The organism is Sphingobacterium chungjuense (genome assembly GCF_011316935.1).
GTDB classification, from domain to species: Bacteria; Bacteroidota; Bacteroidia; order Sphingobacteriales; family Sphingobacteriaceae; genus Sphingobacterium; species Sphingobacterium chungjuense.
In genome coordinates this window covers 898,922-916,332 of sequence record NZ_WLYS01000001.1, presented here as the reverse complement: position 1 = coordinate 916,332, position 17,411 = coordinate 898,922, and the positions used below count along the sequence as shown (strand labels likewise).

The window sequence follows — 17,411 nt, the reverse complement described above, 5'->3', positions numbered from 1 at the left end:
TGTTATTGTTTCTTATTAATTCGTTCAACCTAAATTTAATCTTCTGGCGCAAAAGATAACGACGACATTCTATCGGCATCAAACAGTTCTGTAGCTACCTCGTGTACTTTAGTTGCCGTAACCGCATCGAGCTTTTGAAAAACGTCGTCCAAGGTGATAATCTTATTATAATCCAACATGTTTTTCGTTTCGGCGATGATCACGCTCATTCTGTTTTCTTCGGCCAACGCGATCTGCCCTTTAAATTTATGCTTTGCTTTGCTTAATGTGCTTTCGCTGATCGGTTTTACGATCAGTTTATCCAGCTCCTTACGCACAAGGCGTGTTGCCCGCTTTATTTTCTCTTCGTCGGTACCGAGATAGATACTAAATATCCCTGTATCTCCATACATGGCGTAGCTAGATTCTATCGTATACGCGATACCATATTTCTCTCGTACCGATAGGTTTAGAATAGAGCTCATACCAATGCCGCCAAGCATATTATTGAGCAGCATGAGCGTGGTTTTACGAGCATCGTGAATACCATATGCTGGTACGCCCAAAGCATAATGCACTTGGTTGATCGGCTTATAGACGACTTCGTGTTTCGGTGCTGGAAGCGCTGGCAGTGCTGGCGCTTTGTCACGAGATGGACGCAATGGAAAGGTAAAGATCTTGTTGACCATCCGCTCGATCTCCTTGGGCGAATAGTCGCCAGAGATGCCAATGGCGATGTCTTCGGCGGTATAATTACTAGCGATAAAATCCTTTACATCTTGTTGAGTAATGGACTGTAGATCTTTTTCCAGCCCCAGAATATTATGTCCCAAGCCTGTTCCTGCAAAGAGCAGATCGTCAAAATCATCCATAATGGATTCTTCGGGACTATCTAGATAAGAAGCCATTTCATCCAATATTACACCCTTTTCCTTCACCATTTCTACTTCTGGAAAGGTAGAATGAAAAGTAATATCTTCAAAAAGATCCAATGCACGACTTAAGTAAGGGCGTAAAAAAGACGCGTGGATACAGGTGTATTCTTTGGTGGTATATGCATTGAGATCACCACCCACAGATTCCAATCGGTGGAGAATTTGGTTGGTATTTCGTCTGGCGGTTTGCTTAAAGAGTAAATGCTCGATAAAGTGTGCCATACCAAACTTCCCTTCTTCTTCGTCTCTCGAACCTACATTGACAATCAAACAAGTATGCGTGATGCTAGACGCTTGTTGGTTTAACACCACGCGTATTCCATTGTCTAATTGTATTATGTGATACCCCATACGTTGCTTTACTTAGAAGTGCACGCAAAGGTACGATTATAAATAAAATTAGCGCTACCGCCTTACATCCGTGGGCGTGGCTTGTCGAATGGCAGGTCACTCTGTGGACCACTTGGTGTGCCCAAGGCAAATTTCTGGAAGCGATAGGTGAATGATAGCAAGAAATATCGAGCCAGACGATTCGTTTGCGTATCAGCACGAATTTCCCCGATGGTACGGTTTAAAGCAACTTGTTGGTTGAGCAAATCAAATCCTTGCAGACGTAACGCACCTCTGTCGCCTTTTAGAAAACGCTGCTCGATGTAGCTGTTGATAATAAAAGGATTGACATTGTTTGCATAACCTCTGTTGAAGGATTTGGACAGGTCAGCACCAAAAATCGTACTCTTCGTTAGGTTGACAGAACCGATCAAAGTAGGCGCAACTGTTGTAATGTTTGGAGCGTCAAACTCTGGCAAGGAGGCGTTGGCAATGTTGTACGTGAAGCGCACACCTGGATTAATCTCTACGCGCTCTGAAGGCGTGTATCGTAAGAATAGGTTTTGCATCAGAACAATGTTGTTAGCCACATTTCTACGATACTCGTCGAGCGTAGCCAATGAATCTGTAGCTAAATAAGAAACATTTTTATTGAAAGACAATCCGCCCATGTACGTGATATTGTACGTCTTATCTTTCAAGGATCTACCAAACATATAAAATGAACTGATATTAAAGATAGGGTCTCTTTCATTCATATAATCTACAAATTGGAACATACCTTGTCCAGGTCTCGCGAAGCGCTTATTCATCGTGACGACACGATCGTTGATCAACTCGGCACGCAATACGGCGAAGAAGTTTTTCCCTTTGGTCACATCGCCCGCGCGGAAACGGAATTGCATTTGATGACGAAACTCTGGATCTAGATTCGGGTTACCGGTTGTTGACATGAGATTACGAGTTACTTCGAATGGCAAAATCTGCGTCACGGTTGGCTCGGTAGCTCTGCCCGAATAGCTCATGGATAAGTTAGACTGTTTTGAAAACTTGTACTCGAAGCGTGCAATCGGCACAAAATTCAGATTCGTCCGATTGATCACTGCCTCATCATTGGCACTGAATGCATCGCCACGTAACAACGATGGTTGTACTGCCGCACCGATGGAGTATTTGATTTTATCATTTTCAAACATATAGCTCGCACCCGCACGATGTGTCGTGAAAGAATAATCATAGTTATAACTATAATTCGAGCCTGGCAATCCATCAATTGGACTATCCACTCGATCTAGCGCTCGCTGTCTATCGGTATTATCATAATCACTAATATTGTAATCGTACGTTACTTCGATCTTACTTTTATCGGTCAATGGCTCGGTGTAGGATATTGATGTTCCTGCATTTCTGCTTTTATTTTCCACTTCTTGCAGTACGCGTTGATAGATTTCGCTAACCGGAGTCTGCTGATTATTTGGATCAAAAACTTGGCGTTCCAATGCTTCGTTGAGATCGCGTTCTGTCACCGAGTTATCTAGATTAAAGTTGATAAATAAATTGCGCCCCCGATCATTCATTCTTCTATTGTACAAACCACTTAAATTATAGCGTGGTGCAGTAGAATTGGATAGCGTGGTCAACAATTGGTTGTTATCTATCAGTGAACTTCTGAACAAAGTGGATGTAGCACTATTATTTGTTGAGTTATCATTGAAACCAAATTGCGGCGTCAGTTTGATATAATCTTTATCACTTATTCTCCATTCAATGTTTGTTTCAAAACGATGATTTGCGATCACCGTATTATTATCCGCATTTTCTTCCTCTGTCTGATCAAGACCAATGTATTCTCTAAATACGTTAGAGAAGGTATTATTGTCATTCCGCTCAAAGGAATAACTACCGTAAATTTTTAACTTGTCATTGAAGTCGTGTCTTATATTTACACCGATTGCACTGGTTTCTGTAATCCCATCTCGATTATTCCCAAACTGACCGCCACCGGGTCTGCCTCCGCCACCTTGCCGATTACGTGCACCGCCGCCCATCGTTTGAAAGTCAAACATAGACGCATTTAAGTTATTTAAATTTCCTAAAACGGAAACTTGCGTTTTGTCGGTCATGCCCATCACCATGGCGGTGGTCTGGAATCTGTCTTCTGTGCCACCGGCTGCCCGCAAGGTTGTCATCCAGCCGCTATTGTATTTTGGGTCGATCTGTATATTCAATACCTTTTCTGAGTCTCCAGTGCGGTTACCAGTAAGGTTGGCCATATCACCGTAATCGTCTACAATTTGAATTTTATCAATAATGTTAGCGGGAAGATTTTGAGTAGCTGTTTTCACATCTCCACCAAAGAAATCTTTTCCGTTGATGCGCACGCGTGTTACTGCTTCGCCTTGCGCGGTCACGTTTCCATCCTTGTCTACCTCTACGCCTTGTAATCTTTTCAAGGCATCTTCTGCTACCGCGCCTTCCCGTAATTTCAAGCCCTGAGCAGAATACTCTACCGTATCTCCTTTCACTTGCACGGTCAACACGCCAGATATCACGACCTCTTCTATCAAGTTCGAATTGACATCTAACACGAAGCTAGGGATGAACATCTTTTGCTGTCCCGCAGGAAATTCAAAATCTTTGGAATAGGTTTCAAAACCAAGACTGCTGACCGTAATCTTAAATCGATCTGCTTTGATCAAGTCGAAGTTATAAATCCCGGCAGGACTTGAGGTCATCACCATAGAATCTTGAGCGGATACAAGCTTGACTGTGGCACCCGAGATGGGTCTTGCTTCTGTATCGCGTAGCATACCCTGTACGGTTTTGCCCGTTTGGGCGTAAGCGAATTGGCTCATGAGAGCGAGAATGCCGATGTAGAGGAAATTGAAAATTTTCATTTTTGTGTACTTAATCTTATTGTAAAGGGAGCTTATCTATAACCCACACCGCAGTTCTACCTTTGTAGGGCGATTTTATGCGCGCGCTTGTTTGTTGTTGTGCGGATGGTTTCTGCTGTTTGTGAGCTTGAGCTGTTAGTCGGTTATTCCATCTATTTTGAATGGCTATTTCTACAGCAACTGGTGTTGTGGCAGCAGCAGGCAATCCTAGTTGTGCTAATGGAATGGCCGATTCGTAGACCAAATGATCGGCTGCATCCACTTTCGCGATAGCTTGCAAACCATACGCATTATTCAATGACAGCAAACCATCTACTATTTTGGGAAAATCCTTAACACTATACCCACGTGATCGCGCAATCAATTCTTTCTTAACATGTGTCGCGGAGAAATCGCCCACTTCCAACATAGATCGAATCGTCTCTGCATCTGGTATCGGAAATATGAACTGCATACCATCATTTTTCTTACCGTCTTTGTTTATCATGACTGATATGCCGTGCGCTGCTGCTTCTAATTGTAAAGCTGGATCAATCACCTTAACCGCAACGAAAAGATACTGATTATCATAGCCGATAGCATAAGTCCAGAGCGGCTCTTTATCTCCCACAGTATTCCATTGCGTGCCCCAATCTTCTAATTGTCCATCTATGACCACTTTAATACCCGAAACGAACTTCACGTCCGACTTTTTGGCCTGAGCAAAAGTTGCGCAAACAAGAAAGAATAGTATATAAGTGGTAATTAATCTCTTCATGCTAAGTTAATTTATTTTTTGGAAGCGCTAAAATACGCAACTAGAAAAACAAATCTTTGACAAAAGAAATCATTCGGAATGTAAATAAGTGTAAATGAGGTTTTATCACACATAAGTTACAATTATTCTTAAATTCGTATCGTTATGCAAGAAGTTGTTCCCCTACGCTCTTTTTATCAAAATGATTTACGCGAAGCCGGTTGTGACGAGGCTGGGCGAGGTTGTTTAGCTGGACCCGTATTTGCCGCCGCCGTGGTCTTTCCCTTGGATTATTATAATCCGATTCTCAATGATTCGAAAAAGCTATCGGCGAAGAAACGCCATGCCTTGCGCGCGGTAATAGAGCGCGAAGCGCTGGACTTTGCCGTGGCATCTGTTTCTGCCGAAGAAATTGATCGAATAAATATACATCAGGCTTCTTATCTAGCAATGCATCGTGCGTTGGACATGCTCGAAACTCCTGCGGAGTACATTATCGTAGATGGGAATAGGTTTGTTCCCTATCAAACACTGCCGTATTCTTGCATCATAAAAGGCGATGGCAAATATTTATCTATTGCCGCAGCATCGATCTTGGCCAAAACCTACCGCGACGAATATATGCACAACATCGCTGTAGAACATCCAGAATATGACTGGTTGAGCAATAAAGGTTACCCGACCATCAAACATCGTAACGCTATTCTAGAGCTCGGGTTGACACCACATCATAGAAAAACCTTTAGAGTAACCGATCCGCAGCTTCGATTATTCTAAAGGTTTTATGCTTATACTTTCCACACCTAAAAGGTGGTGAAATAATTTTTATTTGTGATTCGCCACCACTTTGGGCGCTTGGTTTTTCCTGCGGTAATGCAAGAATAGCGCAACGCCGATGCCCAATATTAGTACAATAGAGAATATCGTAGATAATATCGTACTGGTCTTCATAGATTGCGGCGCGAAAATAAATTCCACCTCGTGGTTTCCTCCAGGAAGCTGTAATGCGCGTAAGATATAATCGGCACGAATAATCGGCACTTCTTCACCATCTACGTATGCTTTCCAACCTTTCTCGTAATACACTTCGGAGAACACAGCGAATGCATCGCGTGGTGCTGTATATTCATAACGCATGGTATCTGGGTGGTAAGAAACTAAATTGATTTGTGCGTTAGCACTATTACCCAGTTGTGTTGCTTTTAATTTGTCCTCAAATTCTTTGTTGACAAATGCTTCTTTGCGCGGATCGAAACTATCCAAAGCATTCATCTCCTCATTATTATCTTTTACAAAAGTAATCTTGTCGACAAACCAAGCATTTCCAGCTGCAGAACTACGTCTTTGGATACGTTCCGAATTGTTTTTCGGATCTCGCGTAATGACATACCGTACATTGAACATATCCAATACATCTTCGTTGATGGCGCCATCAAACTGATGCTCCAACACTTCTTGAAAACGCATCAGCTTTGCTGCGTGGTAGCCGCCTAAGCTTTTGTGGTAATAGGACTGGCGTGCATCTTGGAATGGACTGGTCGTCAAATCAAATACACGGTATGATGGATCTTTATCCATCAAAATCAGATCGTCTACTTCGCGCTTCGGCATATGATCCTGTAAAGCTGCTGGGCTATTAAAGGATTCATCATTTAAATAACGTTTGTTTACCGTCCACAAATCAGCCAATGTAACCAAGCCGACCACCGCTAGCATAATTGGGAGCGTAGCTTTTTTCTTGATATAGAACCAAACCGCTCCAAAAGTAATCAGCACGATAATTAAAGAACGCCATGCATCTGCACTAGCAATGGCTGCACGATCTTTCAATAAAGCATTGACTATTTCATTGCCCATGGCCGCATCGCCCACTTGCTGCTGGTATGAGGTGATCAATTGCTGGTGCGTAGAAGAGCGGAAACTCAAGAAAAGATCTGGCATTAAAGCGATCAGCAAACAAAGTGCTGCTACTCCACCACCTGTATACAATAGTTTTTTATCCAGATTCTTGACCTCTGCCGCACGGCTGATGATTTGATCTAAGGCCAGAATAGCCAAAATGGGAATCAAAACCGATGGGATAACCAAAATAGATTCTACCGCGCGGAACTTGTTGTACATCGGGAAATAATCGAAGAACAGATCCGAAATGAACGGCAAATGCTTTCCAAAAGCCAAGAAAATGGTTAGGCCTGTAGCAGATACCAACCACCATTTATATCTGTTTTTAACGATGACGATTCCTAAAATGAAAAGGAATATCACACCGGCACCGAAATACCAAGGTCCGGAAGTAAACATCTTTTCGCCCCAATAGGTAGGCATAGATTGCGCAAACTGCTCTGCTTGTGCTTCTGGCACATTCAGGCCTTTAACGAACTTGGCGACGTTGGAATTTTTATCCAACACACCACCCGAACGACCACCATAGGCATTTGGAATCAAGAAAGTAATATTCTCACCCACACCTTGAGACCAACCGTAAGCATATTCTTTGGTAAGACCAGATTCTGCGCCGCCACCGTTTTCTGTACTGGTCAGGTTGGCTTTGCCGCGTGTAGTCAGCTGGCTATATTCATAGGTTGGGAATAATACGGTCGCATTCACAAGAACAGCAACAAGCACGGCACCCAATTGCACCGCAGTGGATTGACCAAATTGCTTGAGCTTTTTGTCGCGAATAGCGTAATAGACCTCAAAACCGACTAACACCAATAAACTGATGAAAAGGTAATAGGTAACCTGTATGTGATTGGTGCGAATCTCCAACGCCATGAAAAGCGCTAACAAAGAGCCGCCCCATAGCCATGAACCGCGATAACACAAAATGATAGATGCGATAATCGGCGCGATGTAAGCGATGGCATAAGCCTTGTTCATGTGCCCTGCCTCAATATAAATCATATTGTACGACGAGAAGGCCAATGCGACAGCGCCGACCGCGGCTAACCAAGGTTTGAGCCGGAGTACACTAAACAATAGATATCCGCCCAAAAGATACAGCAATAAAATATCCGCTGGTGGAGGAAATACCGCGCGCAGCGCTTTAGAAATATACGTGGTCACGTTGGCTTCATGTCCTAACCAGATTTGGTAAACAGGCATACCGCCAAACATGGAATTCGTCCACAAGGGTGCTTTCCCATCTTTTGCCTTGAAGTCAAACATCTCTTTTTGGCCACCGGCCGCTTGCACCACATCCGACTGAGCTAATGTTTTGCCCTGCCAAACCGGGGTGAAATAAAAAAAGACGAGTAATACGAGTATCGCTATAATTGTGAGGTGGGAGGCATTCTCCTTAAACCAATTTTTCATGCGCGCTTTTGGATTAAATATCGATTAAGGGTCAAAAATATATAAATATTTTAAAATACAAGGAAGTATTTCCTGCTATTCCCCTTTACGAATCAGGCGCATAATATCCGCCATTTCTCCAAACAAGACCAACACATCGCCTTCTTGTAAGATTGTATCCGATTTGGCGATACCGGTCGCTTCGCGTTTGAGCCGGTTTTGACTGAGCGCGGTGCCGACTTGATCGCGTAGTGTAGTGAGTACAATGACTTTATATACATTCGTCAGATTTGCTTCTTGCAAGGATAAACCGACATATTTCGCTGGCACTTTAGTTTCGATAATGCTGTACTTGTCAGACACCTGAAACGAATCGACAATATCTATATTGTCTAAGCGCATCGCCAACCGCGTTGCAGCTTCTTCCTCTGGCATCACGTATTCGGCAATATCCATCGCCTCTAATACTGTTTTCTGCAGATCAGAAATTACTCGCCCGATGATGCGTTTTACCTGGAGTTGCTTGAGCAAAGCCGTTGTTAATATAGAAGCGCCACCATCTTCTCCAATGCCTACAATTACCGCATCACTATCTTTGAGCGGCAATGATCTTACCGATTCGCGATCCGTGGTATCCAGACACACCGTATGCGTAATCTGATCTTTAAATTGCTCTACCAAAGTCAGCTTTACGTCTACGCCAATCACTTCATGCCCCATCTCGGTGAGCCGTATGGCCAATGATCTTCCAAAATGTCCGAGTCCTAATACGATGTACTTCATTAAAATAACAGCTTTTCTGATGGGTAAATATAATTCTTCTTAGACGAGTCTTTGATAAATGCCACCAAAAGTGTCAACATACCGACACGACCTACAAACATCGTGGTCATGACGACCAGTTTGCCCGCAGAGCTCAGCTCGGCTGTAATGCCCAAACTCAGACCTGAGGTAGTGTATGCCGAAATGGATTCAAACAATAATGCGGTCGTATCTAGATCACCATCCGTGACATTCAGAAAAATAAAGCAAAGCAAAATAGAAAGTATGGAGAGCAATATAATGGCAAAAGCTTTACTCACCGACTCGGGCAATATCCGCCTCCCAAAAACCTCAATGGATTCTTTACCACGCGCGAGCGACACGACATTGAGTAAAGCTACCGCAATAGTAGTGACCTTCACACCGCCTCCCGTAGATCCCGGCGACGATCCAATCCACATCAATGTCACCGACATAATCAAGGTTGGCATAGACAACAAACTGACTCCGATCGTTTCGAACCCAGCGGTTCGAGCAGAGTTCGCCATAAAAAATGCGGTAGTCATCTTTCCCCAAAGGCTTTCGTCTGCCGCCAACGAACGCTGATACTCTAATGCGAAAAACGAGATCGTAGCCAACAAGATCACAATAACATTGCAATACACCACGAACTTATGTGCGAAAGAAAAATTGTGTGCTTTGTGCACGACACGGCGACGTCTGATAATTCGGTCGATGCCAGTAGTGACCGTTTTCTTTCCATAGGTATAAAAGTTGTGAATAACTCCGAAGCCCAGTGTTCCGCAGATAAACATACTCGACAGCGCCAATTGAAAAGGATAGTTGAACCGGAATACATTGCCTGCCATACCCCCTTCCATCAGGGTAAATCCCGAATTACAAAATCCAGAAACAGCATGAAAAGCCGCAAAAAATATCCGGTAGCCTACGTCTGGAATTTGCGCAGCATCTATCGAAAAGAATAGCATGAATGCACCGATCGCCTCTAATAAAAATGTGATAAAAATAATCATTAGCAATGTTCTGATTACCTCATTCAACTTACTCTCGCCTAGCACCTCGCCAAACATCAATTGATTTTTAAATGAAAAACCACCCGAGAAGAAATAACCAAAAAAGCCGGTAAAAGTCATGATGCCAAGACCACCGATTTGGATCAACAACAAGATCACAAACTGGCCGAAGAAGGAAAACTGCGTAGCAATATTCGTGACCTGCAGACCCGTAATACATACCGCGCTCGTCGACATAAAAAAGGCATCTATAAATGCCAGTGGCGCGCCAACAGATGTACGCGGAAGCATCAGCAACACCGTACCCAATAAAATGAGTGCTAAGAAACTGATGACGAAAAGTATGGTGGGATTGAAATATAACTTGTCTAGAAAAAGGCTATTCTTAGACAATTGTGTTAAGAAAACGAGGGCGACGCCAAGAAAAGCCCATTCGTCTCTCGCAAAATCCACTTCACCTGACCAGCCAACATGCCGCACAAAAATCACAAAGAGCATGTAAACACTCAGAAAGATACTCGAAAAGTGCGTTGCATTGATTTTTTTTAGTACGAATACACTGGCAATAAGTCGAATGATTTCTAGAAAAAACAGGCCATAGAATAGCACAATCGCTGACCGCCCAAGCATATTCGCCCAGAAAAGATCTCGAATAAAACCAATATGTAATAAGATAATCGCCGTGCAAGACAAGCTTAGATAAAACTGGATTTTATCTAAAGTCTGTGCCTTATACCTGACAATGTAGTGTAGTAGTTCAGACATAGGTATTTCCCGAGCAGAGCTACACGTTACACGCCGTTACTCGATGTCAGAATCACGGGTTTTCCTCCGGTTACCAAGATGGTATGTTCATGCTGTGCCATATACCCCCCTTTGTTGCCCACCATCGTCCAACCATCTTTCAATGTCACTGCTTCCGAAGAATCGGTAGAGATAAATGTTTCGATCGCTACAGTCGTATTTTTCTTAAATCGCTCTCTGTTGAAGCGGTCGCGAAAATTAGCGATCTCATGTGGCGCTTCATGCAAACTTCGACCGACACCATGTCCCGTCAGATTTTTAATCACGCGGTATCCTCGGCGTTTTGCCGATTTCTCCATCAGCTCGCCCACATCCGAAATACGTACTCCACCGCTAATTTGTGCAATAGCTTCGTGTAGTATTTCGCGAGATGCTTGCAATAAATTATCATGTTCCGATGCAATATTCCCTACCACAAACGAGCTCCCGTTGTCGGACCAAAAACCATTCAACTCGGCCGACACATCAATATTAATCAACTGTCCTTCTTGCAGAATACGCTGATCGGACGGGATGCCGTGACAAAATTCTTTGTCTACGCTGATGCAAGTCCAGCCGGGAAAACCATAGGTTTTGAAAGGGGCAGATGCTGCGCCATAAGATTCGAGAATATCTCTACCATAATTATCTAACGTCTTGGTAGACATTCCTGGCGCTGCAAAAGCGATCATCTCTTTCAAGGTTAGCGCGACCACTTCGCTAATCTTTTTCATCCCATTCAGCTCTTGCTCATTCGTTATCGACATAGATTGCTATTTTGATTTTTTCTTTTTTTCTTCTTTTTTGTCAGCGTCTTCCTTGTCCTTTTTACTGAACAAGCCTTTGATAAATCCCCCGGTTCTTTGCGCCGCGCCTTTTACTCCCGTTGCAGCTTCTTGCGATTTGCGTCCGGCCTGCGTTAGTTTAGCCTCACGCTCGGCACTAATTCCGGCCGTCTGTTTGATACCATCCAGCAAACTTTGCCACAACGTTTTCCAGAACGAATGCGTAGGATCTCTTTTATACTCCACAGTTCCTTTGTGGTACACTTCATTCGCATCTGGATTACTATCGTTGATAATAATCTGATTCACCAAGAAGGATAAAATGCCTTTGCTAGAGCGCTTGCCTTCTTCATCCTTGCTGCCCAAAATCTTAATCTTCAGGTCATCGTAATCAAACCGAAAATCGCCCCAATTCCGATAATCTGTACCGGCCATGTTAAAGCTCACTTTTCGAATATTGCCCGAGCTGATTTCTACATTCACCAACGGCTTGATAATGCGATTGAATGCCGTGGCTTTCATCGCGCCCAAGCTACCTTTGTAGGTATGCGCGCCATTCTTGCTCAACATATCAAAGCCAAAGATAGCATGTAAATTGCCCGAATTCATAATCTTCGCCCGAAGATCGGCACGCATAAATTTATCTTTTTGCAAAGCAACCGTATCGTTGGTCACATTCGTGATGATACCCGTTGCGTTGTTAAACGTGATAATACCTTCTTGGTTATACTTTTTGCTGGTCTCACCGTACAGCACGTCGATATTATTGATGTACACCGTATCTATATGAATTGACTGCTTGAGTTTCATGATTTGCTGATGTGGCGAGTTCCCGATGTGTGATTTGGGCGTCGATGGATACCGAAGATCCATATACAGTGATACCGAGCCATCTTTAAGCCGTGCTTCTTGCGCATAAATTTTCTGATCGTCAATTAAGCGCGCAATATCCAAACCTTCGAAGCTCAGGCTATCTACTTTCATGATCGCCATCGTGGTTTTCTTTCCTTTTTTTCTAAAGAATTCACTTTTACTCATTCGCGGAGCGAATGAAACTTTGCTCACCAATAAGCTGCGTTTTTGGGTATTGAATTTTAGATGATCGAATTTTGCACGGTGAAAACCGTCTGGCAAATCATACTCAAAGCCCGGCAAGGATAAATCTACTAACTTGGTATAAAACAATCTCGTAGAATCCTGTTCGGAATGTTCATCAATCAAGACGTCTCTAATATGCAACTGCACGCTATCCAGCTCCATCGTCGATCGCTTTCCGTCTGCAATTTTTGTATGTGTAAATTTTACATTGGTAAAATCGATTTTATCGACCGCAATGGCGGAAAGATCGTCTTTGATCTGCTCGTAAAGTGTTTTCGGCTGCTCATTTTTCACTGTATCATTGTAGGCATGCGGCTGACTAATCATATGCACTTTAGGCGTTGCCAATTCAATAGAGCTGATGCTCAACTTTTTGTTAAGCAAGAGGTTCATCACACCGAAACGGCGAATTTTCAGCTCATCTAAAGCAATATGAAAACGATTGTTTGGCGCTTTTTCAGCTGCCACCAGCTGTTCGTACACGGCGCTATCGGGGATTAATACCGCATTTTTCAACGTCACATTTCCGAGCGCTACACTGAGATCCAACGCATCATACTGCAAACTGTAAAGACCATCCGACGATTCAGCAATGATTTCTTTGAGTTTATCTTCTAAGATCGGTTTGTAATTGTTGCTGAGATACCAAGCTGCGCCCAATATAATCACTAGTATCGCACTGACTATACCAATGATCCACTTCCAAATAGGTTTCATAAATTGTATTTGATCAAAATTACTACTAAGTATTCTCCTTAACAAAGAAAGTGAACCGATGTTTTTGAGGTATAGATTTATCTTACAGCGGGTTAATGCCGAGAATCTTCGTTATGATAAATACTCAAGTAACTTTCATAACGTGATAGGTCGATTTCTTCCTGTTCTACGGCCTCCATTACGGCACAGCCGGGCTCATTAATATGTCTGCAATTGTTGAATCGGCATTGATTCATCAGCGCACGCATTTCTGGGAAGAAATGCGAAAGCTCCTGTGGTTCAATATCTACCACACCCAACTCACGAATACCTGGAGTATCAATTAAGCTGCCGCCAAAAGGCAAATCGAGCATCTCGGCAAATGTAGTAGTATGCTTTCCCTTGTCGGACCAAGAGGATATCTGCCCAGTTTTTAAACTGATATCAGGAATCAATGCGTTGATTAAGGTCGATTTGCCCACGCCTGAATGGCCTGAAACCAAGGTTATCTTGTCTTGTAACACTTCGTGCAAGGAAGTAAGATTCGTACCTTCTAATGCAGAAACTTCTAAACAGGTGTAACCAATTTTGGTATAAACGGATTGGTATTCGTGAAGAATCTCCAATCCCTCGTCACTAAAAAGATCCAATTTATTGAACACCAAAACAGCGGGAATGCTATAGGCTTCGGCCGTAACCAAAAACCGATCAATGAAACCCATAGAAGTTGGCGGAGAAGCCAGCGTAACTACTAGCAAAGCTTGATCTAAATTGGCTCCGATAATCTGAGTTTGTTTGGAGAGGTTGATCGAACGACGAATAATATAATTCTTTCGCGGTTCGAGTGTGGTAATGACTGCAAAACCCTCTTCTTGTTCCGGTTCGATCGTGACACGGTCGCCCACAGCAATCGGATTGGTGGTCTTGATGCCTTTGATACGAAATTTTCCTTTGATCCGACATTCGTAGCGCTGATTATCTTCACCGAGCACCTGATACCAACTTCCAGTCGACTTGGTTACCAGACCTTTTAATATTCCTCGATTTGTCATTGCGCTTTATACTACGTTATTCTTTATCATGCATACCGCTACAAAGCTACGAAAAGCGATGTAAGAAAGATGCTCTTAGCGGCAAATATCCGATACTACACGACGGATATGTAGCAATTCGAATAGGCCAATTATCCTCCTCTAGCCATACTTCTAATAAAATAAAAAGTATATTTGCTACGCTTCGAATTTTTAAAAAATCTAGTATGAGCTCCTCAAATAATAGCGATAAAAAACTGTTTCTTCTGGATGGCATGGCCTTAATATACCGTGCTTATTTTGCGTTAAATAAAGTGCCACGCCTTACTTCGTACGGTTTGAACACAGGGGCGATCATGGGGTTTACCAATACGTTATTGGAAGTATTGAAGAATCAACAACCTTCGCATATTGCTGTCGTGTTTGATACGGATGCGCCAACGCAGCGCCATTTGGATTTTGAAGCATACAAAGCACAGCGAGAGAAGATGCCCGAAGATTTAGCAGCTTCCATTCCCTATATTTTTCGCCTGATTGAAGGTTTTGATATTCCTATCATTACCAAAGATGGCTACGAAGCCGATGATATCATCGGTACACTGGCTAAGCGTGCAGAGCAAAGCGGATTTACGGTGTACTGCATGACGCCAGATAAGGATTTTGGTCAACTGGTCTCTGATAATATTTTTATCTATAAACCTGCTCGCATGGGCAATGGCGCCGAGGTGCTCGGTGTACCTGAGATTCTGGAGAAATGGGAAATCACCGATCCTTTGCAGGTAATCGACATTTTGGGTCTATGGGGTGATGCGGTGGATAATATTCCGGGAATACCAGGAATTGGCGAAAAAACTGCCAAAAAATTGATTCAGGAGTATGGCAGCATTGAAGGTCTAATTGCAAACACCGATAAGCTCAAAGGGAAACAGAAAGAGAATGTCGAAAATTTCGCAGAGCAAGGTTTGGTCTCTAAAAAATTGGCAACCATTTTACTGGATGTGCCAACGGAATTAGATGAAGCAGCATTACTATACACGGCTCCGAACAAGGAATTGTTGGAACCACTCTTTACCGAGCTTGAATTTAGAACGTTAGGAAAGCGCGTATTTGGGGAAGATTTCACCATTACCGATGCCGATAGCAAAAAATCTAATGGGCAGATGGATCTCTTTAGCGCAGACAAATCTGGTTTTCCAGATATGCCAGCAGCAGGATCCGAACCGACTGTAGCCGAGCATAGCATTAATACCATAGCGCACACGTATCATTTGGCGGATACTCCGGAAAAACAGGCAGAATTAGTCCAGCTGTTGGTCAAAAGCAAGGAATTTGCTTTTGACACAGAGACGACTGGTCTCGATGCGCTTTCTGCGGAGATCGTGGGGATGTCATTCGCACTAGAAAAAGGCATTGCCTATTATGTGCCTACACCGGCTGATCGCGAAGAGGCACTAAAGATCATTGCACCATTTAAAACTTTACTAGAAGATCCAACGATTGGAAAGATCGGCCAAAACATTAAATATGATATTTTGGTGCTTTCACGATACGGTGTACAACTTCGCGGAGAATTGTTTGATACGATGTTGGCACATTATCTCATCGATCCAGATACACGCCACGGCATGGATGTGCTTGCCGAAACGTATTTGAGCTACACGCCAGTATCTATCACCGAACTCATTGGTGCGAAAGGCAAGAAGCAAGGATCCATGCGCGATGTAGAGATCGAGAAAATAAAAGAATACGCCAGTGAGGATGCTGATATCACACTGCAACTCAAGGCCATTTTTGAACCCCTATTACAAGATAGTGCCACAGAGAAACTAGCGCATGAAGTAGAATTTCCGTTGGTGTATGTGCTATCCTCCATTGAGCAAAATGGCGTGAAGATCGATGTCGACACTTTAAAAACCATTTCGAAAGGCTTAGAAAAGGATGTAGCCAAATTGGAAGCTTCCATCTACGAAAAAGCAGGTGTAACGTTCAACATTGCTTCCCCAAAACAGCTCGGAGAAGTACTGTTCGACAAATTGCAACTGGATCCAAAAGCCAAGAAAACAAAGACCGGCCAATATAAAACGGGTGAAGATGTATTGCTAGCCTTGGCCGACAAATCGGATATTGTACAAGATATCTTGGACTTTCGACAGATGCAAAAGCTAAAATCTACCTATGTAGATGCTTTGCCGACATTGATCAATGGGGAAACTGGCCTGATTCATACTTCTTACAACCAAGCAGTAGCGGCTACAGGACGCTTGAGTTCCACAAATCCCAACTTGCAAAATATTCCTATTCGTACCGAGCGCGGCCGCGAAGTGCGCAAGGCTTTCATTCCGCGAGATGCGGATCATGTGATTTTATCGGCCGATTATTCACAGATCGAGCTGCGCCTAATGGCTGAGCTAAGTAAGGATAAAAACATGATGGAAGCTTTTCAGAAAAACCAAGATATTCACCGAGCCACAGCAGCACGCGTTTATGGTATCGCACTAGATGAGGTGACTTCTGACCAACGTCGTAATGCAAAAGCGGTGAATTTTGGAATAATTTATGGCCAATCCGCCTTTGGCCTTTCGCAAAACTTGAAGATTTCCAGAAAAGAAGCGGCTGAGATCATTGATCAATATTTTGCGCAATACAGCGGCATTCGCAACTACATGTCTCAGACCATAGAAACAGCGAAGGAAAAAGGTTACGTAGAAACAATTCTGAAACGCAGACGTTATTTACGAGATATCAATTCGGCTAATATGACCGTGCGTGGTTTCGCGGAACGCAACGCCATCAATGCGCCTATTCAGGGCTCTGCCGCCGATATGATTAAAGTAGCGATGATCCACATCCATCAGGATATTATGGAAAAAGGCTTAAAAGGAAAGATGATCATGCAGGTGCATGATGAGTTGGTGTTTGATGTGCCGAAGTCAGAAGTAGACGCATTTAAAGACATCATCAGCCATCGCATGAAGACTGCTATAAATATGGAGGTTCCTTTGGAAGTCGAGATTGGCGAAGGAAGCAACTGGTTGGAAGCACATTAGCATT

At 43.2% G+C, this 17,411-nt stretch carries 11 protein-coding genes; 2 read left to right on the top strand and 9 right to left on the bottom strand.

Annotated features, from left to right (window positions below):
- Positions 1 to 35: 35 nt before the first annotated feature.
- The 3 genes from GKO22_RS04155 to GKO22_RS04145 all read right to left on the bottom strand — a co-directional run bounded on the left by GKO22_RS04155 (position 36) and on the right by GKO22_RS04145 (position 4,898).
- Positions 36 to 1,265, bottom strand: coding sequence for a M16 family metallopeptidase (locus GKO22_RS04155; protein WP_166332804.1), 1,230 nt, complete (start codon positions 1,263 to 1,265; stop codon positions 36 to 38).
- A gap of 62 nt (positions 1,266 to 1,327) precedes the next feature.
- Complete coding sequence (locus GKO22_RS04150) at positions 1,328 to 4,141, bottom strand: TonB-dependent receptor (RefSeq protein ID WP_166332803.1); 2,814 nt, start codon at positions 4,139 to 4,141, stop codon at positions 1,328 to 1,330.
- A 16-nt stretch (positions 4,142 to 4,157) separates the two neighbouring features.
- On the bottom strand, positions 4,158 to 4,898 hold the full coding sequence (locus tag GKO22_RS04145) for a DOMON domain-containing protein (protein WP_166332802.1): 741 nt from the start codon (positions 4,896 to 4,898) through the stop codon (positions 4,158 to 4,160).
- A gap of 144 nt (positions 4,899 to 5,042) precedes the next feature.
- On the opposite strand from GKO22_RS04145, the gene GKO22_RS04140 reads away from it, so the two are divergent.
- Positions 5,043 to 5,654, top strand: a complete 612-nt coding sequence (locus tag GKO22_RS04140) for a ribonuclease HII (protein WP_166332801.1) — start codon at positions 5,043 to 5,045, stop codon at positions 5,652 to 5,654.
- A 48-nt stretch (positions 5,655 to 5,702) separates the two neighbouring features.
- Here GKO22_RS04140 and GKO22_RS04135 read toward each other — a convergent pair whose 3' ends face one another.
- The 6 genes from GKO22_RS04135 to rsgA form a co-directional block, all read right to left on the bottom strand.
- Positions 5,703 to 8,192 carry a YfhO family protein gene (locus GKO22_RS04135; protein ID WP_166332800.1) on the bottom strand — a complete coding sequence of 830 codons (2,490 nt, stop codon included), beginning with the start codon at positions 8,190 to 8,192 and terminating at the stop codon, positions 5,703 to 5,705.
- 75 nt (positions 8,193 to 8,267) lie between these two features.
- A complete protein-coding gene (locus GKO22_RS04130; protein ID WP_166332799.1) occupies positions 8,268 to 8,954 on the bottom strand; it encodes a potassium channel family protein in 687 nt (228 codons plus the stop codon).
- Complete coding sequence (locus GKO22_RS04125; protein WP_166332798.1) at positions 8,954 to 10,732, bottom strand: TrkH family potassium uptake protein; 1,779 nt, start codon at positions 10,730 to 10,732, stop codon at positions 8,954 to 8,956. Before GKO22_RS04125 ends, GKO22_RS04130 begins: the two co-directional genes overlap by 1 nt.
- A 26-nt stretch (positions 10,733 to 10,758) precedes the next feature.
- Positions 10,759 to 11,517, bottom strand: coding sequence for a type I methionyl aminopeptidase (gene map / locus GKO22_RS04120; RefSeq protein WP_166332797.1), 759 nt, complete (start codon positions 11,515 to 11,517; stop codon positions 10,759 to 10,761).
- A 6-nt stretch (positions 11,518 to 11,523) separates the two neighbouring features.
- Positions 11,524 to 13,350 carry an AsmA family protein gene (locus tag GKO22_RS04115; protein WP_166332796.1) on the bottom strand — a complete coding sequence of 609 codons (1,827 nt, stop codon included), beginning with the start codon at positions 13,348 to 13,350 and terminating at the stop codon, positions 11,524 to 11,526.
- 92 nt (positions 13,351 to 13,442) lie between these two features.
- Positions 13,443 to 14,381 carry a ribosome small subunit-dependent GTPase A gene (gene rsgA / locus GKO22_RS04110; RefSeq protein ID WP_166332795.1) on the bottom strand — a complete coding sequence of 313 codons (939 nt, stop codon included), beginning with the start codon at positions 14,379 to 14,381 and terminating at the stop codon, positions 13,443 to 13,445.
- A gap of 206 nt (positions 14,382 to 14,587) precedes the next feature.
- Between rsgA and polA the strand changes: the two genes are divergently transcribed.
- Complete coding sequence (gene polA / locus GKO22_RS04105; RefSeq protein WP_166332794.1) at positions 14,588 to 17,407, top strand: DNA polymerase I; 2,820 nt, start codon at positions 14,588 to 14,590, stop codon at positions 17,405 to 17,407.
- Positions 17,408 to 17,411 lie beyond the last annotated feature (4 nt).